We start from the raw sequence: 23920 nt of genomic DNA, 5'->3' as shown, positions 1-23920 counted from the left end.
TCCGCTATCATATCGTATATATCGGTAAATCTATGCTCACGAATCCTGCCTGTAGAAACGTGGTACGACAACGAGCCGACTGGATGCGCCCAGTCGACGAACGCATCCTAGAGACGATGCGTGACGAAGGAAATCTCACTCCACAAGCAGTGGAGAACTTCGACGTCTGCTCTCGTGGCCACGCCAGTATTCGGCTCTCTGAACTCGCGGAATACGGACTCGTCGAGCGGATCGCACAGGGGCTCTATCGACTCACTGATACCGGCCGTGCGTTTCTCGACGAAGAGCTCGATGCTGATGAACTCGAGGCGACTACCAAGACTTCATAGCGACTGACCGTCTGATGATTGAGATTCTATCTCTTCACTTCAGAACCGATTTGTGAACACAAACTCACTCGTTTCGAATGTATCGGTAATATTTACTATAATTCTAAGTGGTGGAAGCGGTTAGAGAGGCTTCACTACCCGTTATAAACGACAGAGAGGAATATGAACACAAAAAATCCACCTCGTGTGCATATTCGGGAAACCGGCTTTGTAGACGTGCAATCGGAGGGGGCTAGTAGAGGAGTATGGAAGCGAAGACAGTCTCAAGAAGTGGATGAAAATCACTATCAATCTAGTCTATTAACATGCATTCCAATGACAGATGACGTAAAAGATCGATTCGGTCAACGGGACTATCAGTTACGTAAGCAACTTTACGATCAGGCTGGCTCAGTGAAATGGGGTTTATTTTACACATACAAACGGAATTATGTTGCAGCAGAATGGGTAGGTCGCTTTGGATGGGCACTCGACATATTCATTGTCTTTATAGGTTCTATCTTGCTGTATATTACAACCAGAGAAGGAACTCCCGACTTCGCACTATTTAGACCATTTTCAGCATTATCACCTACTGACTTAGCTTTGATAATTTTGATAGGCTCACTATTGAGTTCGTTTTATGGACCAAAACTGAGATCGAGAGATTATTATAATGCAGGTCAAGAACTGCAGGAACTCACAGATGAAGTTGATTATTTTATATGTCAAAGATTAACAGACCCAGATGTATCAATTCAGGATCTTCAGGAGGAGTTCAACACATTACAAGATAGGAGGCACCGGTTAAACCAGTCAACACCCCAACTGGGAGGGCATTGGTATAGATTGATGAAATGGAAAGATAAATATAAGAAACTTGTCCCCTGGGAAAGTGTAAAAGACTCTAGCCAACCTTCATTCAAGGAATTTGTACAAGATAAAACTAAATAAATATTTACAATTTTGCAGTACTCGTAGCTAAGAGTCACTCAAAGGATGAAATCAGCCTACTGTTGAGTTTTTCTCTATATGCAACCAAAATATTAAGTAATCTCAATGACTTGTTTGGCATACTCATGGTAGATGAACATAACGTTGTTTCTTACGGTTACATTGACTTAGACGGCTTCTCTGAGATCAATAACGAACACGGCCACACCTTCGGCGATAAAATAATAGAAGAAGTCGTTAAATTCGGTAGAAGGTTTTCGGATTCTAAATGGGAATTCAATCGGGAATACGGACAGGGTGACGAGTTTTTGATGGTCTTACCTGATGAAGATAAGGAATCAGCGGTAGAGGTGATGGAAGAGTTTCTTAAAAAGTTACGTTCGCTCCGACCGGAAGGTCAGGTTGTCACCGCCAGTATTGGTGTAGCTACGTTACCCGAAGATGGAGCAAACGAAGGTGAGATCACTGAAAAAGCAGACCTTGCGATGCTGAATGTCGAGAAATGGGGCGGAGACGGTGTAATTGCATATGGTAACGAAAAGCCAACGAAAGAAGTAGAGGTTTGGTTTGAAGAAGCCATGTTGGTAGAGCAGGATGATCTTGTTAAAATACAGAAATGGATTGATGATAGCCCCTCAATTAGAGCACTGAAAATATATAACGAATCCAAAGGCATCCCTAACGAAAGTAGATCGTCAAAGACGATGATGTCCACGACAAAATACGAGGGGGAAATAAAAGGGATAGTTAAAGAGATCAAGGAGTGGGATTCCTCAAAAGTAAGGTTTGAGATGAGAGGTGATAAGATACAATTAGAAAAAGCAGGGTTCTAAATAAAACCAGTTAGTGATTCTATTTCTCCCTGCTTTCACACAAGATACATACTTAGCAGGATACTTGACGGCACGTACAGTGGAAGTAAGATGACTAATCTCATGCTTTCGATCTAACCACCATTTCGTGTGCTTCAACTGGAGTTCTACGTGCGGAGATGGGGGTGAGACGCTGTAATTTTTTGGCACTGTTGCCTTGGCGACACCCAGCGATTAAATGGGTAGTCTGTCATTCCGATAACCAAAATTATATTGCTTTATTTATATATAATTAGACAACAATCCGAACGCGCACCTGACCAAACAGAACGACAAGTACGGACTGCAGAAACGACCCTCAAGCCACGATCTCCAGTCACCCGCGTTAAAAAGGGACGTAAGGGCCATTGGTGTCAGCGTAGTAGTGGGAATACGGTAATCACAAATGGGAAACGGCTCGTTTGAGGCGGGCGCCGGCGAGGAACTTACGCTCAAAGTGGACAAGCGAGGACGAGTGACGGTCGATCAAGTTCGCGTTTCACGCGGTCGCTGATTCGGATCTGTCGTTTGCGGCGCCCGTGTGTTGACAGCAGTGTTGACGCTACTTCGGCTTTTGATTCGGGAACGTAGTCGATAGTATTACAATCCATTGAAAAGTATATGAAGCAGCGAAATACGATGGTCGACAACCTCTCTCGACTACAGGTCGCGTTACTCATGGGGGTATCGGGCACGATGGCCTTCCTACTTGTGGGCATGATATTCGGCTCTCCGAGCGTCTCGAGAGCGTTGCTATTTGGACTCCCGACGACGATCGTCTGGTACGTTTTCGACCCTCGTCTCCTCGCTAACGCAGAGTGAGCAACGACTCTCGGCGACACGGCCCAGTCTTCGTTCTCCGTCCTGGTCTACTCCCGAGCGAGCAATGACAGTGCGTAGACGATCAGTCGGTCGTCTCGTAGATGTCGCATACGCTCACGGCTACGACTTCACTGATACCCCTCGAGGCGTATTTGACAACTACAGTTGTCGAGTCCCCAATACATCCAACTAGCAGGATCCACTCGTCTGGCGGGACGTCGAAACGGAGTCCCTACAGCTCGTTCCGGCCGATACCGCCCCAGAGATGGCGGTACGAACGGGCGTTACAGGAGCGCTAAGAAAACTTGTGAGACAGGAAAACGAGAAATTCCGCTAAACTGGGATGGAGCGCTGAAACGCAGACGAACTCGAGCGAACCGAGAGGCGTCCTTTTGGCCGTATAGCCCGAACCCGGTGACATGGGTGAAGGGGCTGCGGAGAGCGCGGAGATTCTCTTGGTCGAAGACAATCCCGGCGACGTTCGGCTGGTCGAAGAGGCGCTCCAAGGGACCGACAGTACCCTTCATATCGCGAGAGACGGGCGGGAAGCGCTCGACTTCCTCCACCGACGGGACGAATTCGCGGACGTTCCGCGCCCGGACATCGTGCTGCTCGACCTGAACCTGCCGCAAGTAGACGGCACGCAGGTCCTCGACGAAATTCGAAGCGATCCCGAACTGGAACACCTTCGAGTGACCGTCTTGACCAGCGTGCCCGAGGAATACGTCTCTCTCGAGCCGGACGAGCTCGACGCGAACGACTTTTTCACCAAACCGGCCGATCCCGACGAATTCATGGCCCTCGTCCGGTCGCGTATCGAAGCGCTGTAAATCGACGAATTCCTCGCCCAGAGAGCGACCGCAATCGACGCGGCCGACGCCGAGATCAGGGGGGTGAAGTCGGACTGGAGGACGAAATCAACGCGTTGGGTTGGTATCTCGAGACCGATAGCAAAATCGACGTCGACACCCCGATCGGTCACTCGTCGCTCGACATCGGACGAGCGTAGCTGTCAGTTGCGCTGCCCACCGAGGCGATCGGCCTGTTCGCCCGAGAGAATCCCGAATCCATCGGCGAAATCGTCCCCGGTATCTTCCGATATCCGTTCGAGGACGTTGTTGTAGCTCTCGGTCGCTCGTGTTCGCCGCCCGAGTTCGCGTTTCACGCGGTCACTGACTCGAACCTGCTCGTCCCCCGATCCCATGTGTCCCCCATCTGAGTTCCCGCTACGTCGACTGTTAGTACTCTCTCACCGGCATTATCCAGAGACAGTCTGAGCCGTTCACTCAGTTACCCCCTCGAACACAGCCTTTACTTAGCGTTTGGATTCGGTCTCTCAATTAACGAATCGAGCGTATCCTTTTCTTAGATCCAGAACTCACCCTCTCGATTAAGCCACAGCCCACAGCGTTACCGCAGCCTCGAGAGCCGCCCGCTCAAGTAAGCACTCGAGTACAGCCTTTACTCAGCGGGGTCTCCCGCCATCTAATGTAACGAATCCCGGAATCCTTTTCACTATATCGGCCCTGAACTGTCCTAATGAAAGAGGGCTATCTCGTGGACGAGCCCGCGCCCGGGAAGTACTTACCCGCCGACAGCGCGGCCAAGCTTCCCGCGGCGAAGTTCTATCTCCCGAACGATCTCCCTCCGGAACTCGAGCTTTCGGCAGACGTGGTTCGGGCACACGGCCGTGCGATGCACTCATTGGGACGGCTGGACGGGTTTCTCAGTGAAATTGAGAATCCCGACACGGCACTCGGATTGTTCGTCTTCAAGGAGGCGGAGCAATCGTCGCAGGTCGAAGGGACGCAGGTCACCGTCTCGGATATGCTGCGGAAGGACGCAGACTCGAAGGACGTGCGAGAAGCTCGGAATTACGTGCGTGCGCTACAGGAAGCGGCCGACGAGCTCCGTGAAAGCGGTCGCTCGCGGGAGCATCTCTCGAACGAACTTCTCAAGTCGTTACATGAGTCGCTGATGGAATCGGGACGAACGGACGACGAAGATCCCCGCCCGGGCGAGTATCGGGATCAGTACGTCTGGATCGAGGAGGATCTCAATTTCGGTCGACAGATACGGTTCGTCCCGCCGAAACCGGAAATCGCCACCGGAAAAATGGAGAACTTCGAGGAGTATATGCAGTCGGCGGGCGAATATCCCGATCTGATCGATATCGGCGTCCTCCACTACCAGATCGAAACGATACACCCGTTTCTGGACGGGAACGGCCGCGTCGGTCGGTTGCTCATCGTCCTGATGCTACTCGCCGCGGACATACTGATGTATCCGCTGTTCTACCTGAGTTCCTACATTCGACGAAACAGGGACGAGTACACCGACTTACTGCTGGCGGTCAGCGAAGAGGACCGCTGGGAAGACTGGCTGCTGTTCTTTTTGCGGGGGATCAGGGAACAAGCCGACGAGGCGTTTAGTCGAGCGAAGCTGATCTTGAATCTCCGAGACCAGTACGAACGCCAGTATCGAGATGCACGCCCCTCCGTCACGGAGCTCATCGATGCGATCTTCGAGGAACCCGTCTTCACCGTCTCGAGAGCCGCCGAGTTGATCGATAGAAGCTACCCTGCCACGAACAGCGCCATCGACCGGTTAGAGAGCGACGGGATAATCCGAGAGACGACGGGAAAAGAGCGATACCGTGAGTTCCAGGCGGAGGAGGTCCTCGACGTACTAAACAAATCTGTGAGCGAAATACCGTCACCGGGAGAACTCATCTCTGAAACGAATTCCGAGACCAGTTCGTGAAACGTACTCTGTGTTCCCTACGAAGCGCTTGCGTGGAAATATCCGGTCTTGTATCCAGTAGTAGAAGGACTATTATTCTCGAAAGAGTTCTTCGTCGAACTGGATTTCTCCCATAGCAACGTACGCATCGTAATTCTCCTTCTCGTCTTCCCGCATTAATTTCCGCGCTAATTGTCCCATTGTTACTGAGATACTCCTAACAGGATTGTCAACTTAGGCTTTGTCATCAGCAGCAAAACGGGATTTGAGACTATTTACGCAGTTTGAACCGGCGAATCACAGCGAACTAGGCGGGCGACTCGTCGCCGCCCTCGTCCTCGAGCCCACCGACGTCCACGTCGGACTCGGCACCGAGATCGATCTCGCCACCGGCCGCGGGCCCGGACTCGAGCACCACCGTCTCGCCGGCGGTCATCGAGTCGCCTTTCGCCACCGAAATATCCTCGAGGTCGACCTCCGGCGGAAAGAGCACGTCGACCCGACTCCCGAACGCGATGTGGCCGAGCCGCTCGCCGCGCTCGACCCCGTCGCCGCGTTCGACGTAGGGGAAGATCCGGCGGGCGAAGGCGCCGGCGATCAGCGTCACTTCGGCGTCGCTGTGCGGCTCGTCGGGCTTCGAGTGTGGATCCTCGGCGTCCGCGCTACTCGAGTCGCCCTCCCCGTTCTCGGACGCGGGGAGGTTCGACGACTCGGTCTCACAGCGAACGTGGACCCGTTCGTTCCGATCGGACTCCTTCGAGAACGCCGGCCGATTGGCGCCCGAGACGTGCTCGACGTCGGTCACCGACGCGTCGAACGGCGAGCGGACGACGTGGACGTGCCAGACGTTCATGAAGACGCCGAGTCGGACCCGGTCGCCCTCCTCGCGGAGGACGGAAACGGTCCCGTCGGCCGGCGAGACGACGCCCGTCGGCGGCGGGGTGCGGTCGGGATCGCGGAAGAACGCGAGCGTGCCGGCCCCCACCGCGAGGGCGATGAGGCTCACCGTCGCGCTAAAGAGCAACGCGAACGGCGCAGCGAGCAGGGCCGGAATCGCGTACTTCCAGGCCCCGGGAGCGAAGTTCATACCGACATACACGAGATCGATTCGTATGGCCGTTACGGTGTCAGCGGCGGCCGCTCGCCGGTTCCGAGCGCCGATCGCCGATAGCGACTACCGGTCGATCGCCGAGAACCAATCGCCGACGGCCGACCGCCGACCTACGCGTCCGCGTCGGCTCGAGGCAGCGTAAACGAGAACGTCGCCCCCTCGCCGGGTTCGGAGTCGACCCAGATCTCGCCGCCGTGGCGCTCGACGATGCGCCGACAGAGCGCCAGCCCGATGCCGGTGCCGTCGTACTCCTCGCGGCTGTGCAGCCGCTGGAACACCTGAAAGATCCGGTCGGCGTCCGCGGGATCGATCCCGATCCCGTCGTCTTCGACCGAGACCCGCCACCTTCGGCCACACCGTTCGGCCGCGAGGTGCACCCGCGGCGGCTCGTCCCCCGAGTACTCGATCGCGTTCGACAGCAGGTTCTGCAGTAACTGCCGGAGCTGCGTGGGATCGCCGCGGACGGTCGGCAGCGACTCGGCGGTGATCTCCGCGTCGGACTCCTCGAGCATCATCTGCAGGTCCGTCAGGACGTCCTCGAGGACGGTCTCGAGATCGACGGGCTCGAACGGTTCCCCCTGCGTGTCGATCCGGGAGTACTCGAGCAACCCGTCGATCATCTCGCGCATGCGCTCGGCGCCGTCGACCGCGAACTCGATGAACTCCATCGCGTCGTCGTCGAGCTCGTCGGCGTACCGACTCTCGACCAATCCCAGATAGCTCGAGACCATCCGCAGCGGTTCCTGCAGGTCGTGACTGGCCGCGTAGGCGAACTGCTCGAGCCGTTCGTTCGAGGCCTCGAGCTCGTCGACCGTCTCGCTCAGTTGGCGTTCGTACGCCTGGCGTTCGAGCGCGGTCGCGATGATCGTCGCGGCGCTCTCGAGGAAGTCGACGTCGTGGTCGGCGAACTCCCCGTTCCGGCCGTCGTAGGCGACGAGGACCCCCCACGGGTCGGTGATCGGGCCGATCGTCACGCCGAGCCCGCTGTGGATCCCCTCGTCGGACAGGTGGGGCGCGTCGATCCGGTCGTCGGTCGCGACGTCCTCGACGACGATCGGTTCGTCCGACGCGAGCGTGGCGCCGGCCAGCGACTCGGTCGACGCCGATCGCTCGCACTCGCGTTCGAGCAGGGCCTCGTCGCAGTCGGTGGTCGCGCGAACCCGAAAGGCGTCGCCGTCGGAGCCGGCCGCCCGGATGCCGACGTCGGTCGTCGGAGCGCCCGATCCGACCGTCCCGGGGGCGGTTCCGATGCTGTCGTACTCGAAGGCGACGCAGCAGTCGACCTCGAGGGCCGCGCTGGCCAGTTCGGTGGCCTTCTCGAGGAGGTCGTCGGCGTCGCCCTCCTCGAGCGCGTGGCGGCCGAGGTAGGCGATCGACTCGAGCTGGGCGACCTTGGCCTTGAGCGTCCGTTCGGCCTCCTTTCGCGGCGAGATGTCCCGGAAGAGCCCGACGAAGTAGCGGTCGCCGTCGTAGGTGAAGTCGTTGAGCGAGACGCCCAGCGGGACCTCGTGGCCCGACTTGTGCTGTCCGGGCAGCTCCACGTAGGTCCAGTTCAAGTTCCGCTCGCCGGTCTCGAGGTAGTTCTGCAGGGCGTCGAGGTGGGCCTGTCGCAGCCGCGGCGGGATGATGTTGACCTTGCTCGAGCCGACGAGTTCGTCCGGGTCGTGGCCGAGAATCCGTTCGACGGCGGGGTTGGCGTACTGGATGTCGCTGTTCGTATCGAGGACGATGATACCGTCGGGGAGCGCGTTGGCCAGCGCTTCGAACGTCCGACCGTAGGCGAGTCCGGACTCGGTGTCCGCCGCCGCCGACGGCGTCTCGGTCTCGGGGCTCCGTTGGGTGACGATGCCGACGATCTCCGATTCTCGGTCGGCACCGTCTCCCGGCGATCGTCGCTGGAGATGAACGGTACAGGGAACGACCTCCGTCGTCGTTCGGATCGACGCTGTCGTCGATACCGGCGACGGGTCTCCCTCGTCGAGGGTCGCAATGAGCGACTCCAGAGACGTTTTGTCGTCCAGCAGCGCGTCGAACGACCGGTCTCGAAGTTCGGTCCGCGTATAACCCGTCAGTCGAATGAAAGCGCCGTTGACACCGGTGATCGTTCCGGCCGCGGTCGCTTGGAAGTAGGCGACACCGGCCGCCTCGAGCAGTCCGTCCGTCTTGAGGGCGGGTGAATCGGTAGCGTCTCCGTCCTCACCGGACGACGGAGCACTTGGCGAGCCGGATTCCATCATCGTGAATTCGGTTGTGATACAGATAAGGACTGTGGAACGACCGATGTGAGGCGCGCGTTGGCTCGATCGGCCGCAACCGGATTTTCAGGTCGAACGGTGATCGTCTCGAGCGCGTAAGCGGAACGTCCGTGATCGGTGAGCGGTATAGTCTGTGACGCCTCTCGTCGGCCGTTCTCAGCTTCTCAGCTCGCTCGATCTCCGCTCGAATCTGCTTCATCACATCTCGTGTCCGGAGACTCGGGTTCGTCTCGATAACTGAATCGTGAAAGTCACGTGCAGTCGCTATGACTTCCTTGACCTATGCTTCTTTTAATACAGGTCGGGAAGTGCGGACACTACTTCTACATCGATCACTTCAGCGCTGTACGACGGTTTCATTCGTCCATCTCGCCGAGCAGTTACGATGAAGTCGTTATCTCCAACGACCACGGTGACGGTAGTAAACCGTGCTGTGCTTGATCAGGTGAGACGGTCCCGAATATAGCCCTCGATATTCTCGAGGTCGTCGAGACGCTCGAGTTTCGTCAGCAGTTGCGTCATCTCCTGCATTCCCTCGTCATCGACGCCCTGCTGCTGAGCGATCCGGCCGAGACTGATGAGCAACTCGACTTTGTTTACGTCGCTGCCGAGGGCGTCGACCGTCGTGACGACTGTTTCGCCGTCGGGATCCTCGAGTCGGACGAACGCCGGCGGAACAGCCTCGTGAAGAAGCGCCGAGACCATCAGCTCGTCCGCAGCCGCGTCGGCGGGGATATCCTCGAGCATCGCCATCATGACGGCCATGTCATCGCCAGGATCATCATCGACGACATTCCGGACGAACGTACCGTCCTCAAGCCGTCGAAGGTTGCGCTCTTCGTCGACGCGAATGTGGACTACCTCGAGGTCCTCGTTGCGGAACTCGGGTGCGATCTTGTCTCGAGGAACGCAGAGGTCGGTGCCGATGTCGCCCGCCTCGAGGGCAGCGAACGGATCTGCGAGCCCACGGCGCTCGTTCGGTGCTGAGTCATCGCTATCGTTGAAGGCAGCATCGTCGAGGTACGGGGCTTCTGTCGGTGGCCGCCAGCCGCCCTCGAGCCACGGCGTGTCGGACTCGATCACGACGGTGTTGCCGTCCTCGAGCGACGCGGTGTACCACGGCGGCGACTCGAACATGGCCGCGACGCCGCCCAACTCGTCGAGGACTTCCCGAGAGTACACGCCCATCCGGGGGAGTTCCTCGACGGCCTCGGCAATCGGCCGACGCTCCGGGACTGCACGTCTCCCCATCGGATTGAACAGCGGCGCGTAGTCGACATCGAGGGTCACGGCGAGCCGACAGAGGAGTTCGAAGATGCCGTCCATCTTCGCTCGGTAGTCCGCCTCGTCGGCTGCGTTCGCCGGATAGATGTGCTGCCCACAGCCGATGCTGAGCACCGGTTCGCTCGGCGGGCGATCGGCATCCAGATTGAACGCGAAGTTGAACCACCACCGATCGTAGTAGCCGTCGAACTCGAGGTATTGATTCTCGATCCCGCTCTCGACTTGTTCGCTGTCCGCATCGATCTCGAACCCTGCTTGCGTACTGCTCGCAAGGGCGTCGTCGACGACCCCATCACGTGATCGAGACGTGTAGAACGCCATGACTGCAGTTCCTTCGGCCATAGCTAGTTCCCTAGTTCTTCGTAGGTCGTGACTTTAATCGTGGCGTCCGAATCGAGTCCGTTCGAATCGAGGTTCTGCCTGACGTTTTGGGGAATATCGTTCAGCAGTTCGCTGTGTGAGTCTTTGAAGCCCTGTGTCGTCACGACAACGAGTGTGTCCTCTCCTGCACCCGCTTGAGCAGTTAGCTTGTCCTCCAGATCGGTTATCTCTTGTTTCGCAGTGAAGTCATTGTACTTTTCGTGGTCGAGATTCTTCGATTCTATCGCTGGCGAATCGAACGTTTCGCCATCGATCGTGACTTCGGATGTGGCTTTCACGTCAATTTCGGAGCTATCCTTCCGAAGAACATCCGGGACGTCGCTTTCGGGGATGTTCTGCTGCATTTCGACGTTACTCGGTTCGAGGTTGTTGTCTCCCCGAACCAGACGATCGGTGATATCCGTTTCGCCGGCGATCTGTCTGTATCCCTTTCGGTTACCCTGAACGTTGCGCATCGTTCGTTTGACCCCCTCGACGCCGTCATCATCTAGATCGTTGAGTTTGCCCTGAACCTCTCCAGGTCGGTTCGCGCCGGGGCCGGAGGTCACTTCGTCAGCGTCATCGTACGCCTTGAGGAGTTTCTTTGCTTCTCTCTCGCTCAGTCCGTCCGGTTCGTCGGTATACTGATAGACCGAGCGGATCGTACCCTGGCACGGACTATTGCAGACGTCGGCGTTGAGCAGCTCAGTTCCATCTTCGCTTTCTCTGATTACTCCGTTCGCGAACCCTCGCTCGTCGGAATCGAGGTCACCGTAGCGTCCAAGTGCGCTCGAGAGTTCGTCGACATCAGCTTCGCCGCTTTGCTGTGCCCTCACGAAGTGGCGGTGAACGGCGGGGTCGTCGATCTCCAAGAGCGTGTCGGCAGCACTCTGATCGACAGCAGCGAGGTCGTCAAACGCCTGACGGCCATCGGTACCAGTATGAGACAGGAATCGGCCGAGCTGCCCCTGTCTAGTTTCCGGCAATGCATCCACATCGGCATCCATTCCGCGCTGGAGCCGCCACAGCCGATAGACCTGTCCGGCGGTCTCACCCTGACTCAGCAGCGGTTCCGCGGCGTCGTCAGTCGCCAGCAGCAGGCGTGCGGTCGCTCGAGCTTTGGCGGCATCGGTCGCGCCGTCGATCCGTGAGAGCGCGCGAAGGGCGCGACTATCCGAGAGCCGATCCGCGATATCGCCGACGCGATCAGTGCTCTTGATCGCGTTTTTCGCTCCGGAGGAGCCACCGCTGACGACGAGCTTCGAGAGGAAGCCGAGCGCGTATCCCTCGTACCAGTTCTCCTCGAAGAGTTCGTAGTTCGTCGTGCCCTTGTCGTACGGATTGTTCTGCTCCTGTTTCTGCTCGAACTGCTGAATGTAGCTGTCGATCAGCGTGTCGATCACGGCGGGATCGGCCTCGGCGACGAGCTCGAGCATAGCCCGCATGCCGTCGATGTACGCGCCGGGATCGTGTAGGAGCTGTTCGGCGTCCCGGAAGACGACGCCGATGCTCGCGGAGAACCCGGAGACGGTACCGACCTTTCGAGCGACCTCTCTGTCGGCGAGGTCCCACCCGGTCGGGAGTTCGCCGGCCATGTAACCGTAGAAGTTCGATCGCTGCACGGCGACGACTTGCTGTCGATTGCCGTTGGTATCAGAGGCGCGCAGGGACACGCTCGTTCCGAGCGTCACGTCGCCGAAGGCACCCGCAACATCCCCGACGTTGGAGATCTTATCGGTGTATTCGAACCGATGAGTCAGTTCGACGCCGGAGACGTCGGAGAACCGTTTTTCGACGGACCCTTCCTTTATGAACGCGGCTCCGTCGACGCTCGCGTCATCTTCGATGGATGCGTGCGCCCAGTACGTGGCGTCGAGACTCATCTCCGGAACACGCCAGCCGCTATCGTGGACCTCTATTTCCGGTGGGTGGACATCGTACAACGTCGGATCGTTCCGACCGTTCGTATCTTCGTCATCCCAGATTCCGTCGCCGTCCGTGTCACCGTCTTCGGGATCGGTCGCTAACTCCCTCTCACGACCGTCGTTGAGGTCGTCGTAATCCGAATTTCGGTCCCACGGATCGGATGTCGACTGCCCAGTGTCGTAGGCATCTTCGAAGGTTTCCGCCGTCGCCTCTCCGGTCTCGAGGACCGATTTCGTCGTCTCGCGACTCGTCGTTCGGGCGTACGTCACCGGCTCCCGAAGCTCCGTGTAGTCGTCGACGCCGTCGCCGTCGGTGTGAACGCGAGTCGGATCGCTCACCGGATCGATATAGATCGATCCGGAGAGTTCGCTGAGATCGTACCCGGCTCTGGAAAGCGTTCCGACGATCGCCCGATACTGCGGATCCGGACCCGGTGGACCGGACCCGTCGAAGTTCCGTTCTCGTAGTTCCTCCGCGGTGATCGCCTCGCCGAGTTCAGTGCCGTCCTCGAGTCCGTCACCGTCCGTGTCGGCGCTGTACAGGTCAGTCTCGAGCATGCCGACGTTCGAGGTAACCACGCCACGCCGCTCGGCGGTGTCGGGAATACCGTCGCCGTCGGTATCCTGGGCCCCTATATCGTCGGCGACCCGGGAGAAGACGTTCGGCAGATCGCTCGGATTGTCGACGTGCGTATAGTTCCCGTCGGTAATCCGAGCGATGTCCTGGAGTTTGTTCCCGTTTGCGCTACCGAAGCCGATCGTATAGATTGTCGTATTCCGTTCGGCTGCCGTACGCGCCTCGGCGCGACCGCCACTGCCTTGGCCGTCGGTCAGTAGAATCGCGAACTGCGCTCGGGAATCGTTGCTTGCTTCCTCGAAGTGCTCGTTCGCCTCCCGGACGCCGTCACCGATGTCAGTGCCGCCGCTGGCGTCGAGGTTGTCGATTGTGAGGTTGACTTGCCCGAAGTCAGTCGTCAGCTCTTGAGCCACGTAGGCGTCGTTGTCGAAGTCGACCACACCTGCCCGGTCGTCCTCGACTAACGCACCGACAAATTCCTTGGCGGCCTGCTTGCGGAATTCCTCTGGATCATTCCAGCTCATCGAGCCCGACGTATCGATGATCATGGTCACGTCGACCGGCTGGATCTCCCCCTCGTCAGCCCCGTTTTCGGGGCGGTCCGCCACGAAGTTCGACGCCCAGTTGCGCACGTCGAAGACGACGAACCGCGAGAAGTGTTCGGTCTCTCCGGTGACCGTGTTCGACTCCTGATCAACTGTCGTGTTCAGCGGCTCGAACACCCGCAACGATTCGTTATAGCGGAAGATGACGAGATCCGACTCGTTCGTCTCCCCGAGCTGCGAGTCGTCGTACGAGAACGTGACGTCGGCCGACTCGAACGACTGCTCGGATTCGAGATTGACGAAGGACGTGACCCGTGCCGATTCGATCGACTCGCTTTCGAATCGCTCCTGTGATCCGTTTTCGATCGTGACGCCGCTGGCGATCTCACCGTTACCCGACAGCGAGACGTTGACGCCGAGCGATTCGTTTGACGTCTGTGTCGTGTACGTGGCGTTGCCGTCCAGGACTCCGTCGCCGTCGGAGTCTGCGACCAGCGGATCTGTTCCGAGGGTGACCTCCTCGCCGTCGAGGAGACCGTCGTCGTCCGTATCGGGATCGCTCGAGTTCGTGCCGACCTCGAGTTCGCGGCTGTCGTCGAGATCGTCGCGGTCTTCGTCAGCCTGCGTTGGCGTCGTTCCGGCCTCGTACTCCTCGAGCGTCGTCAGGCTGTCGTTATCGACGTCCCACTCGTCGTCGGTAACGCCGTCACCGTTCGTGTCGGCTCGCGTCTGGTCGAGTTTCGTGTACTCGATTTCGTAGCGGTCCGGAAGGCCGTCGTCGTCAGTATCGTCGCTGAACGGGTCGGTCCCGAATAGGCCTTCGTGGTAGGTCGTGACAGAATCGCCGTCGAAGTCCTCGAGCCCGTCGAGCGTACCGTTATCGTTCTCGTCGACGGCGGTCTTCGAGGAATCGCTGTCCGGGTCTAACGGATCCGTCCCGGCCGTCTCGAGCTCGTACGTGTCCGGAAGCGCGTCGCCGTCCAACAGAAGTTCGTCGGTGGTCGGCGACGTGTCCGGAGACGATGAGCGACCGTTCGCGTGTTTCGGCGGCCCGCGGCCGCGCTTTTCGTTCGTGTTATCTGCGAGCGTCGCCCGAATGCGCTGTTCTCGATCTTTGAGCGTGACGTTCGTCGTGAACGTCACGTTCGACGCCGGCACGGTACTGGTACTCGGCTGGACTTCGACCGAAGAACCTCCTCCCTCGACGGTCACCGTCACGGTCTCGAGTTCGTTCGGCCGGACCGACTCGATCGTACCGCTGATGGTGCGGTTCGTCGATTCCGATCCGTTCCGGACGGGATCGTTACGGGTCGTGATGCGCACCCGCGGCGTTGTTTGCCGCTCGATTTTGTCCAGCGCTTGCTGGCTCTGTCGCCACGCGGTCATGAACTGCCGGATCGCACGTGCGCGGTCCTTGGCCGTTCGTTTGACGCTTCCGTCGCGCTCGAGCGCCGTCTCACCTCGTTCGTAGGCGCGTTCGGCGTTCCGAAGGTGGCTCTCGATCGCGTTCCGGTGACCGGGATCGTCGAGGTCGTCGTCGAATCGATCGAGGGCGCGTCGCGCGTCCGTGATCGAGACGTTGGCCGTTCGCGCGTTCGCCTTCGCGAGCAGCCACGTCGTCTCGTTGACCCGCGCTGGATCAGCGTCCGCAAGCGCCGCTAGGTGCGAGGCGGCGGCGGCATCACCTTCGAACGCAGCCGGACTCTCGACGCGGTCTCTATCGACATAGACGTCCAGCGTCTCGTTGATCCGCTCGCCGGCCTGGTTCTTCCGCCGTTCGTCGGCGCGATCAGCGGGTTGCAGCGTCACCAATTCGGCGACCGCTGCGTACTTCAGTTCGAGCGCAGTGGGCTCACTCTCGCCTTCGGAAAACGATTGATACGCGGGATTCGCCCCCTCGGTATCGGCGGTCGGTCCGAACGTATTATTCCCCGGAGCAGCCACGACTGGCCCGATAGAACCGGTGATCAATAAAATCGAGAACACTACGCACAATATCTTTTGAACGGGTTCGTTCATATTGGCCGTACTATCTCGTATACTAATAATTCACTGAAGGCTACAATATCTGCATCTGATCAGTGTAGAGCGACTAGCGTCGGAATCGGTCGTGTTCCGTCCGGCGAATCGGCGACTCGAGGAAATCCTCGACAGCCGTTCTGTTTCTCTTACAGACATTCATTACAAGCAGGGAGAACCGTCGTAATAGAGACGGAATAGACGGAGTAACCGAAGCTGCAAGAGCCGTCGCTCTACCGACTACTCCGTCACGGCCGCGGGCTAGAAAATCCGGCGCCAACGGACCCATCGATCTATCGGCGTCGGTGACCAGTTTTGTCTCCTCTCGGCCACCACCGATCGGCGTCCGCAGACGATCAGTCCCAGAACGACTGGGTGCGCGCGTACTCGCGTTCCTTCGAGAGGATGTCGCGGTAGAACTCGTCCTCGTCCTCTCGGAGCTTGTTGATGATCTGGGCGGCGTTGTGCGGGCCGACGCCGCGGGCCGCCATCGCGATGACGGCCTGCTTCCCGTGGCTCTGGACGAGACTCGCGCTCCGATAGGCGCGCTCGGTCATCTTCTCCTGCTCCTCGTCCTTCTCGGCGGCACGGACCGCGTCGACGACCTCGTCGGCCCACGGGTTCAGCGCCGCGATCCGGGTCGAGCCGCAGTTCCCGCACTCGGGCTGGTCGGCCACGCGACGGACCTTCGTCTTCACCTTCCACTCCTTGCAGTGGGTACACAGCAGGATGATCCGGTCGTTCTGCAGGCGCTCGCGGACCGTGTTGATGACGCTCGCGTCGGCGTTCTCGGGCGCCAGTAGCTCCTTCCCGCCCGACGACCGACCGCCCTGGCCGACCGGCGTCCGACCGCGGTAGGTCACTAACTCGATCTCGCCCGACTGGATCCCCTCGAGGACCGCGCTCGCCCGCTCGACGTCCAGGTCCTCGTGGAACACCTCGCGGATCGACTCCTGGTACATCGGCGTGTCCTCCAGGGCCGCGAGCAGTCGCTCGTTCGAGAGGCGGCCGGAACCGTTGCTCTGCCAGCGCTTGAGCGCGCCGAACTTCGCCGAGACCTGCGCGAGCCGGAAGGCCAGCGCGTCGGAGTTCTTCAGCCCCAGTTCGACGATCGCCTCGACGTGACCGGGGTCGGTCTCCTCGAGCACCGCCACGATGTCGCTGGTCGCGATCGAGTTCGGCACCTCGAGTTCGATGCGGTAGGGGTCGGTCTCCAGCCCCACCGAGGAGCCGGCCCGCTGGCCGAGCAGCGAGGAGAGCACGCGACCGAGCGTCTCGTTGGCCGTGTGCCCGAAGGGCGCGTTCAGGACGACGGTCCGCCCCTGTCGCTCGAGGACGAGCCGATCCGCCGTCGGCATCGGCGCCTCGCTCTCGACCTGGTCCTCGAGCTGCCCGCAGGCCTCGGTCAGCGTGTACTCGTCGCCCGGATACCGGCCCGCCAGCTCGCGGCCGACCGCGGCGGCGTCCGCCCCCGCCGAGAGCTGCGGTTCCGCAACAGCTCGAATCTCCCCCACTTCGCCCGCCACCGCAGCGGGGACGGGAATCTCCTGGCCGATCCACGACGGTACTTCGCCGGCGGGGTCCTCGATCGGACTCACCTTCACGCGGGCCTCCTCGTCGTCGATCTCGGCGATGCGCCACATCTCGCCGCGCTGGATGAACACCTCCCCCGGCTGGGCGAAGTTGACCACGAACCGCTCGTCTAAGGTCCCGATCTGCTGGCTCGAGGCGATGTCGTGGACCTCGTAGGTCTCCTCGTCGGGGATCATCGAGAGGTTCGAGTAGACGTACTGCCAGGTGCCGCCGGTCGTCTCGAGGCGGTCCTCGCCCTCGTCGAACCAGACGATCCGATTGCGGTGCAGCTCCGAGGCGACCTCGCGGAACGTCTCCTCGGGAACGTCGCGGAACGGGTACGCGCGCGTGATCGTCTCGTAGGCCTCCCGAAAGCGGGTATCGCCGCGGCTCTGGACGATCCCCGGAATCTGATTCGCCACGACGTCCAGACTGCCCTCGTGGATCGCGGCCGGTTCGACCTCGCCGTCGCGGGCGCGGCGAGCGATCGCCAGCGCCTCGAAGGTGTCGTCCGGCCGAGTCGTCACGATGGTCCCGCTCGAGACCTCGTCCTGCCGGTGGCCGGCCCGCCCGATCCGCTGGAGCAGCCGCGTCACCTGCCGCGGGCTCTTGTACTGGACGACGTGGTCGACCCGGCCGACGTCGATCCCCAGTTCCATCGAGGAGGTACAGAGCAGGCCGTCCAACGCCCCCGCTTTGAACCGGTCCTCGACCTCGATGCGGGCCTCCTTCGAGAGCGAGCCGTGGTGGACCCCGATCGGGAGGTCGAGTTCGTTGAACCGCGAGCCCAGCGCCTCCGCCGTCTGTCGCGTGTTAACAAAGATCAACGTCGACTCGTTCTCGGCGACGAGGTCCCGAATCAGCCGGACGTGGCTGGCCGTGTCCGGTTCGGTCATCAGTTCGCCGGCGAGCCGCTCGTCCGCCTCGGTGATCTCCGGCTGTCGGACGCTCACCTCGACGTTGCTCCCGACGTCGATCTCTCGGATCTCGCAGGGCCGGCCGCCGGTCAGGAACTGGCCGACCTCCTCCGGATCGCCGACGGTGGCCGACAGCCCGATCCGCTGCATGTCGCCCGCGAGATCGTGCAGCCGCTCGAGGCCGATCGCCAGCTGCGCCCCCCGCTTGGAGGCCGCGAGCTCGTGGACCTCGTCGATCACGACGTGGGTGACGTCCTGCAACGCCTCGCGCAGTCGCTCGCCGGTCAGCATCGCCTGGACGGTCTCCGGCGTCGTGATCAGGACGTCCGGCGGATCCTCGGCCTGCTTCCCCCGCTGGTACTGGGTCGTGTCGCCGTGGCGGACGTCCACCTCGAGATCTAAGTACTCGCCCCACCACTCGAGGCGGTCGCGCATGTCGCGGTTCAGCGCCCGCAGCGGGGTGATGTAGAGCGCGCCGAACCCCTCGGGCGGTCCATCGTCAGCGACCAAATGGTCGAAAACGGGCAACATCGCCGTCTCGGTCTTCCCGCTCCCGGTCGGCGCGATCACGAGCGTGTGCTCGCCGGCCGACAGCGGCGGAATCGCCAGTCGCTGCGGTGCCGTCGGCGTCGAGAAACCGCGTTCGGACAGCGCCCCGCGAACGGTCGATCCGAGGTGCGTAAACGCCGCGACGTCGCCCTCACTCATCACTGCGCGCTAGGGGCGAGAACCGGATAAGCACCACGTTCCCGGAAGGACCGGCGGGCGTACCGGACTGCGCTCGGTCCGAAGAGCGGAGCGTGGCATGGGAACTCGAGCGCGTCGAAGATTCGAGTGCGTCCTGCGGTACCGAAACTCGATCGAGAGGGCGACGCGCGCTGTGCCGTGCGCTCCGACACGCCGCGCGAGCAGGGCTATTCCTCGTCCTCGTCGCCGGCCGACTCGTCGGCTTCCGACTCCTCGTCGACGTCTACGTCGTCGACCAGGTCCTCGACGTCCTCGTCGACCGCCATCTCGCCCGGTTCGGCCGGTTTGTCCTGAATCTCCTCGCTGGTCCCCGAGGAGACCTTCGTGGGCGAGGGCTCGTCGGCGAGGTCGGCGTTGACGTCCTCCTCGTCGATCGATTCGGCGTCACCGACGTCGTCGGAATCGGTACCCGCGTCGCTGCCGGCGCGCTCGGACTCCGCGGCGGAACTCGAGGCGTCGCTCTCGTCGCCAGCCCCGCTCGGTTCGGACTCGCCGCCGCCGATCGGGATCGACTGCGATTCGGTCGGAACGGCCGCCGCGAGTCGCTCCTCGAGTTCGTCGGGAACGGTCGCCGCGGTCCGATCGCGAACCGTCTCGAGCGACGCGTCGGCGCCCTCGCCGTCGCCCGACGAGCGAAGTCGCGAGAGGACGTACGCGCCGGCGGCGGCCCCGCCGGCGACGAGCAGGAACGTTCGAACGGGCGACCTGCTCGAGGCGGGTTCGGTCGCGTCGGCTGGCGATTCACGCGTCGATTGGTCGGCCTCGCCGGCGGCAGATCGAAAGCGCATCGGACGGCGTACGAACTCGATCCCGAAGTCGGTTCGGCCCGCGGACGCAAGTGGATGTGGAATCTCCGGTCAGCCGTATCGCCCGTCTCGGCGGCCGTATCGGCGCGGAAATCACCGGCTACCAGTCGGTAGCCGACACGTATACGTTCCTAACCTTCCGGTACGCAATTCATATAAAAATCGGTGATTGTCGAAGCCAGGTCCGATGACACGGCCCCGTTTACACGCACCACGGCAGTCCCGCTCGAGGCCTCAAGCGGGCGACCCGTCGGCGGTCGAACGCACGGACGACGAACGAACGACCCCGAACCGCGCGGAGGGCGACGCATGATCCCGTCGCGAAGCGCCGTCGCCGCCGGACTGGTCGCGCTCCTGCTGGTCGGATCGCTCGGCGCGGCCGGGGTGACCGCTGCGGCGAGTTCCGCCGCCGCGACGGACGCGGGAGCGGCTCTCAGTCCCCCGGAAGACGACACGGAGCGCAACGTCTCGGAGGAGGCGTACGTCGAACCGGCCCCCGAGGAGGGCGATCTGTACTACGAGGCCAGCGACGGGAACTGGGTCAGCTACGTCAACCCGCGCGACGAGTACCGCTCGCCGTACCTCGGCGACGGCTCCGGGAAGATCGGCGTGACGCTGCTCAACGAGGCCGGCGAGCCGATCGTCGGCGAGACAGTCCCGAACACGACCGTCACGATCCCGACCGGCGAGACGACGTCGTGGCACTCTCAGGCCGACCCGCTGACCGTGCAGTTGCCGCTGACCGACCACTACGAACGGCCGCTCGACGCCGACCAATTCGGCACGACCGACGACCTCCCGCAGGGCGACGGCTACATGGATTCTCACACCATCGAGCTCCACGGCTTCTCCGAGGACGCGACGGTCGAGTACGGCGAGGCACAGGTCGAGGGCGAACACGCCGACAAGATCGAGGTCGTCGGCTACATCCAGCAGGCCCACGACACGTGGGAGACCGACATCGACCCGCTCGAAGCCGCCGAGCCCTACGAGGAGGCCGGAGGCGGCTGGACCTACCGGCCGAACGCCTCGCACGGCCAGGTCATCGTCGTCCTCCAGCTCGATAGCGACGTGACGGGCGCCGACGATAAGACGAACACGAGTGAACCCGCCGGCGAATCGAACGGGAACGCGTCCGACGACGGGAACGAGAGCGACGATGGGAACGACACTGGCGACGGGACCGGCGCGACCGACGAGACCGAATCCGAGGCCGCGAACGAGTCGAGCGACGACGACAGTAACGACGAGATGCCCGGATTCGGCGTTCCCGCCGTAGTCGTCGCAGGGATAGTCGCGACGCTCGTCGCCCTTCGGCGAACCGACTGACGGACGGTTCGTGACGTTTTCAGAAGGCGGGCGGCTTCGGTCGTCTCGAGCGATCTACCCGGACGACTCCGGTGGATTCCCGCTCGTCGTGATAAAATCGGCCGCTGGTAACCAGTGCGACTTTGGCGGTTCGATTCGGAGAGACGACCATGACAGCCGCGAACGGCTCGGACGAGCCGCAGGTACCGATCGTCTGCCCCGAGTGCGAGACGACCTCCCGCGTGTCGCTACCGGACGTCGCCGACGCGGTCGAGCGACACAACGCACAGCTCCACGACGGGGAGGACGTGGCGACCGTCGATCCCGACATCGCCGAGCGCATCGCCGATCTGGCCGCCGACGATCTCGGATTGCTCGAGGAATCGTCGTCGTTCTAGCCCTACCGCCGGAAAACGCTCCGTAGGCGCTCGAGCAGGGAGTCCGACCGTGACGACGTGGACGAGTCGTCCCGTTTCGTCACGATCCCGTCTTCGTCGGGCGAGTCGTCCAATCGAACGTCGGGTCGTTTGGAATCCATCCCTTCTACGTACGCGGCCGAGCGCAACGACGGCTCGCCCTGCGTGTGAATGGGGGCGTCGGTGACGCGAACGCTGAGGGTCACGTCGAACGTTACCACGGCACGCCAGGCAACGAAATGACGTCGAGAACGACGACGGCGAGGTACAACTGACCGACTCCGGCGACGATCATGACGACGCCCGCGAGCCGCTCGAGGAGCCTGCTGTGGGCGGCCAGTCGACCGGCGCCTGCGACCAGTCCCATTCCCGTCGCGACGGTCAGCGAGACCATCAACACGACCACGCTTCCGATGTAGGTGCCGACGACGAGTGCCGCCTCGAACGGCGGGAGCGAGAGCGCCTGTGCGAGAACGGCGATAAACAGCGGTGCGACACAGCCGGCCGACGCCAGCGCATAGCCGGCCCCAAAGATGCCGAACCCGGTGACACTCGAGCGGCGTTTCGGCAGTGCGATCGACAGCGAGGGAGCCCGACCGGCAACGACCAGCAGCCCGAACACGACGAGGACCGCACCGACGAACGGTTCGAACAGCACGATGTTCGACAGTCTCGAATGACCCACCCAGTAGGCGGCCACGAGCAGGACGCCGAAGGTCGCGAGGACGCCAACTCCGGCGACGAGACCGCGACTGATCGCACTCGAGAGCGAAACCTCGTCGCCGTCGGTCTGACTCGCGTAGAAGCCGACGTAGCCGGGCAAGAGCGGGTACGCACACGGCGAGAAGAACGTCGCGATGCCAGCGGTCAACGCGAACGCGATCGGCAGTGAGCCGTCGATCATCCTGGGTTACCCATCACTGGCGTCGATCGCCTGTTCGATACCGGAGACGAGTTCGTCGGCGGTCTTGATACCCGAGTCGGAGTACCGAACGCGGCCCGAGGCATCGATCGCGACGGCGAAGGGATAAGCGCTGAGATCGTATCGGGTGGTCAGCTCCGCGGTCGGGTCGAGACCGAGTAACCAGTTTCCGTCGTGCTCTTCCCACCAATCGACCAATTTCTCGTCCGAGATCGACTCGCTCGTGACCGAGATGAACAGCACCTCGTCACCGACGCGATCGTTGGCCTCGACGAGCGCCGGCATCTGTTTGCTACAGGGTGCACACCACGTCCCGAAGAAATCGATAAACGTCGGCCGATCTGACGCCGGGATGCGAACCTCTCCCGCCTCGCTTCCCGGCGCTTCGACCGTCTCGATTGCGAGTGGTTCGACGTTCGCCGATTCCGATCCGTCGTCGTTTTCCGAATCAGTACCGGCGCGGTCACCGCGCGTTGGGAGGCCGTGCAGTGCGACCGCGCCACCGCCTCCGACGATACCCAGACTGGCGACGCCGGCGAGGACGTCCCGTCGGCGCATACTACGACGACACCACCGTTTCGACGTCGTCAATGACCGCTTCCGGGTCGATCGTCGCGCCATTCGGATAGGCCCGCTCGACGATCCCGTCCGCGTTGGCGAGCAGAATGAGATTGTAGTGGGGGAAAACGTACTCGAGCGAGTCGTACTCCTCTGCATCCTTCTTCTCGAGCGGGAGTCCGATCTGCTCGTTCATAATCTGTTTCGCTTCGTCGTAGGTTTCCGGTCTGAGGAAGTGCCAATTCTCGGCCTCGACGTCGACACCCTGTTGATCAGCGAACGTCCGAAGCCGGTCTTCGGTATCGCGCTCCGGATCGAACGTCATCTCGAGCAGCGCGATATCGTCGCTGTAGCCGTCGTTCGCGGCGACTTCCTGTGTGCGGCGGAGCCGCAGCGTCAGGGCCGGGCACATCCCGTCGGGGCAGTTCGTGTAGATGAACGTCATTAAAACGGCCCGTTCGCCCTCGAACTGCGTGGTCGAGACCGTCTCGTCGTTTAGCGGATCGGGGAGGGAGAGGTCCAGTAACTCGTCGCCGTAGCTCGGATGCGACGCCTCGCTGAGATCCGTCTCCGGCGGCTTGAGCACCGCTCCATCGGCGCGTTCCCGCTCGTCACCTTCGCCGCCATCGCCGCTCGAGAGCGAATCGAGACAGCCGGCGATCCCGACGGTACTAGCGACCCCGAATGAGCGAAGATACGTCCGCCGTTCCATACGAGAGACGTAGCAACGCTCGATCAAAGCTTCGTTGGTTCACTCACCGAATACGGGACGGGTAGTGACACCAATCGACTCCGCCGATCGTCGATCGACGCGCGGCAAATCGCGTACGCGTGAAAATGGCACTCTCACGGCACTCTCGGGATCGATGTGAATACACCGTATCCCTCCAATTCGAGGGGTGAACCAACAGGGGTTTTGTC

General features: G+C 61.1%; 18 protein-coding genes. 7 read left to right on the top strand and 11 right to left on the bottom strand.

Going from position 1 to position 23920, the window contains the following annotated elements; all coding sequences use genetic code 11:
* Window positions 1-83 precede the first annotated feature (83 nt).
* The 4 genes from WD430_RS22270 to WD430_RS22255 all read left to right on the top strand — a co-directional run bounded on the left by WD430_RS22270 (window position 84) and on the right by WD430_RS22255 (window position 3765).
* Entirely contained in the window at window positions 84-329 is a 246-nt protein-coding gene (locus WD430_RS22270) for an ArsR family transcriptional regulator (protein ID WP_339106357.1), read from the top strand.
* Between the two features lie 315 nt (window positions 330-644).
* Entirely contained in the window at window positions 645-1262 is a 618-nt protein-coding gene (locus WD430_RS22265; protein ID WP_339106356.1) for a hypothetical protein, read from the top strand.
* 125 nt (window positions 1263-1387) lie between these two features.
* Window positions 1388-2095: a GGDEF domain-containing protein gene (locus WD430_RS22260; protein ID WP_339106355.1), complete on the top strand. Its 708-nt coding sequence runs from the start codon at window positions 1388-1390 to the stop codon at window positions 2093-2095.
* A 1259-nt stretch (window positions 2096-3354) separates the two neighbouring features.
* Window positions 3355-3765 carry a response regulator gene (locus tag WD430_RS22255; protein WP_339106354.1) on the top strand — a complete coding sequence of 137 codons (411 nt, stop codon included), beginning with the start codon at window positions 3355-3357 and terminating at the stop codon, window positions 3763-3765.
* A gap of 182 nt (window positions 3766-3947) precedes the next feature.
* On the opposite strand, the gene WD430_RS22250 is transcribed toward WD430_RS22255, so the two are convergent.
* On the bottom strand, window positions 3948-4139 hold the full coding sequence (locus WD430_RS22250; RefSeq protein ID WP_339106353.1) for an antitoxin VapB family protein: 192 nt from the start codon (window positions 4137-4139) through the stop codon (window positions 3948-3950).
* Between the two features lie 353 nt (window positions 4140-4492).
* Between WD430_RS22250 and WD430_RS22245 the strand changes: the two genes are divergently transcribed.
* Window positions 4493-5698, top strand: coding sequence for a Fic/DOC family N-terminal domain-containing protein (locus tag WD430_RS22245; RefSeq protein ID WP_339106352.1), 1206 nt, complete (start codon window positions 4493-4495; stop codon window positions 5696-5698).
* Between the two features lie 286 nt (window positions 5699-5984).
* Here the strand turns inward: WD430_RS22245 and WD430_RS22240 are convergent, their stop codons facing one another.
* The 6 genes from WD430_RS22240 to WD430_RS22215 all read right to left on the bottom strand — a co-directional run bounded on the left by WD430_RS22240 (window position 5985) and on the right by WD430_RS22215 (window position 19777).
* A complete protein-coding gene (locus tag WD430_RS22240) occupies window positions 5985-6764 on the bottom strand; it encodes a protein sorting system archaetidylserine decarboxylase (RefSeq protein ID WP_339106351.1) in 780 nt (259 codons plus the stop codon).
* Window positions 6765-6898: 134 nt separating this feature from the next.
* The gene (locus WD430_RS22235) at window positions 6899-9022 is read right to left on the bottom strand and encodes a PAS domain S-box protein (protein ID WP_339106350.1); all 2124 of its coding nucleotides are present in this window, start codon (window positions 9020-9022) and stop codon (window positions 6899-6901) included.
* Window positions 9023-9484: 462 nt separating this feature from the next.
* A complete protein-coding gene (locus tag WD430_RS22230; RefSeq protein WP_339106349.1) occupies window positions 9485-10669 on the bottom strand; it encodes a hypothetical protein in 1185 nt (394 codons plus the stop codon).
* Between the two features lie 2 nt (window positions 10670-10671).
* Window positions 10672-15543: a VWA domain-containing protein gene (locus tag WD430_RS22225; RefSeq protein WP_339106348.1), complete on the bottom strand. Its 4872-nt coding sequence runs from the start codon at window positions 15541-15543 to the stop codon at window positions 10672-10674.
* A 566-nt stretch (window positions 15544-16109) separates the two neighbouring features.
* Complete coding sequence (locus tag WD430_RS22220) at window positions 16110-18950, bottom strand: DEAD/DEAH box helicase (protein ID WP_339106347.1); 2841 nt, start codon at window positions 18948-18950, stop codon at window positions 16110-16112.
* Window positions 18951-19156: 206 nt separating this feature from the next.
* Window positions 19157-19777: a hypothetical protein gene (locus WD430_RS22215; RefSeq protein ID WP_339106346.1), complete on the bottom strand. Its 621-nt coding sequence runs from the start codon at window positions 19775-19777 to the stop codon at window positions 19157-19159.
* A 327-nt stretch (window positions 19778-20104) separates the two neighbouring features.
* Here WD430_RS22215 and WD430_RS22210 point away from each other — a divergent pair, with 327 nt between their 5' ends.
* Together WD430_RS22210 and WD430_RS22205 are read left to right on the top strand one after the other, a co-directional pair.
* Window positions 20105-21124, top strand: coding sequence for a PGF-CTERM sorting domain-containing protein (locus tag WD430_RS22210; RefSeq protein WP_339106345.1), 1020 nt, complete (start codon window positions 20105-20107; stop codon window positions 21122-21124).
* Window positions 21125-21273: 149 nt separating this feature from the next.
* Window positions 21274-21501, top strand: coding sequence for a hypothetical protein (locus WD430_RS22205; protein ID WP_339106344.1), 228 nt, complete (start codon window positions 21274-21276; stop codon window positions 21499-21501).
* Window positions 21502-21503: 2 nt separating this feature from the next.
* Here WD430_RS22205 and WD430_RS22200 read toward each other — a convergent pair whose 3' ends face one another.
* Genes WD430_RS22200 through WD430_RS22185 form a run of 4 tightly spaced genes read right to left on the bottom strand, consistent with a single transcriptional unit; the run spans window position 21504 to window position 23711 of the window.
* Window positions 21504-21725, bottom strand: coding sequence for a hypothetical protein (locus tag WD430_RS22200; protein WP_339106343.1), 222 nt, complete (start codon window positions 21723-21725; stop codon window positions 21504-21506).
* 8 nt (window positions 21726-21733) lie between these two features.
* Complete coding sequence (locus WD430_RS22195) at window positions 21734-22423, bottom strand: cytochrome c biogenesis protein CcdA (RefSeq protein ID WP_339106342.1); 690 nt, start codon at window positions 22421-22423, stop codon at window positions 21734-21736.
* A 6-nt stretch (window positions 22424-22429) separates the two neighbouring features.
* Window positions 22430-22999 (bottom strand): TlpA disulfide reductase family protein, encoded by a 570-nt coding sequence (locus WD430_RS22190; RefSeq protein WP_339106341.1) that lies wholly within the window; start codon window positions 22997-22999, stop codon window positions 22430-22432.
* Window position 23000: 1 nt separating this feature from the next.
* A complete protein-coding gene (locus WD430_RS22185) occupies window positions 23001-23711 on the bottom strand; it encodes an SCO family protein (protein WP_339106340.1) in 711 nt (236 codons plus the stop codon).
* Between the last annotated feature and the right edge of the window lie 209 nt (window positions 23712-23920).

Source organism: Haloterrigena sp. KLK7 (genome assembly GCF_037914945.1).
GTDB lineage: Archaea > Halobacteriota > Halobacteria > Halobacteriales > Natrialbaceae > Haloterrigena > Haloterrigena salinisoli.
This window is presented reverse-complemented; position numbering and strand designations above follow the sequence as displayed.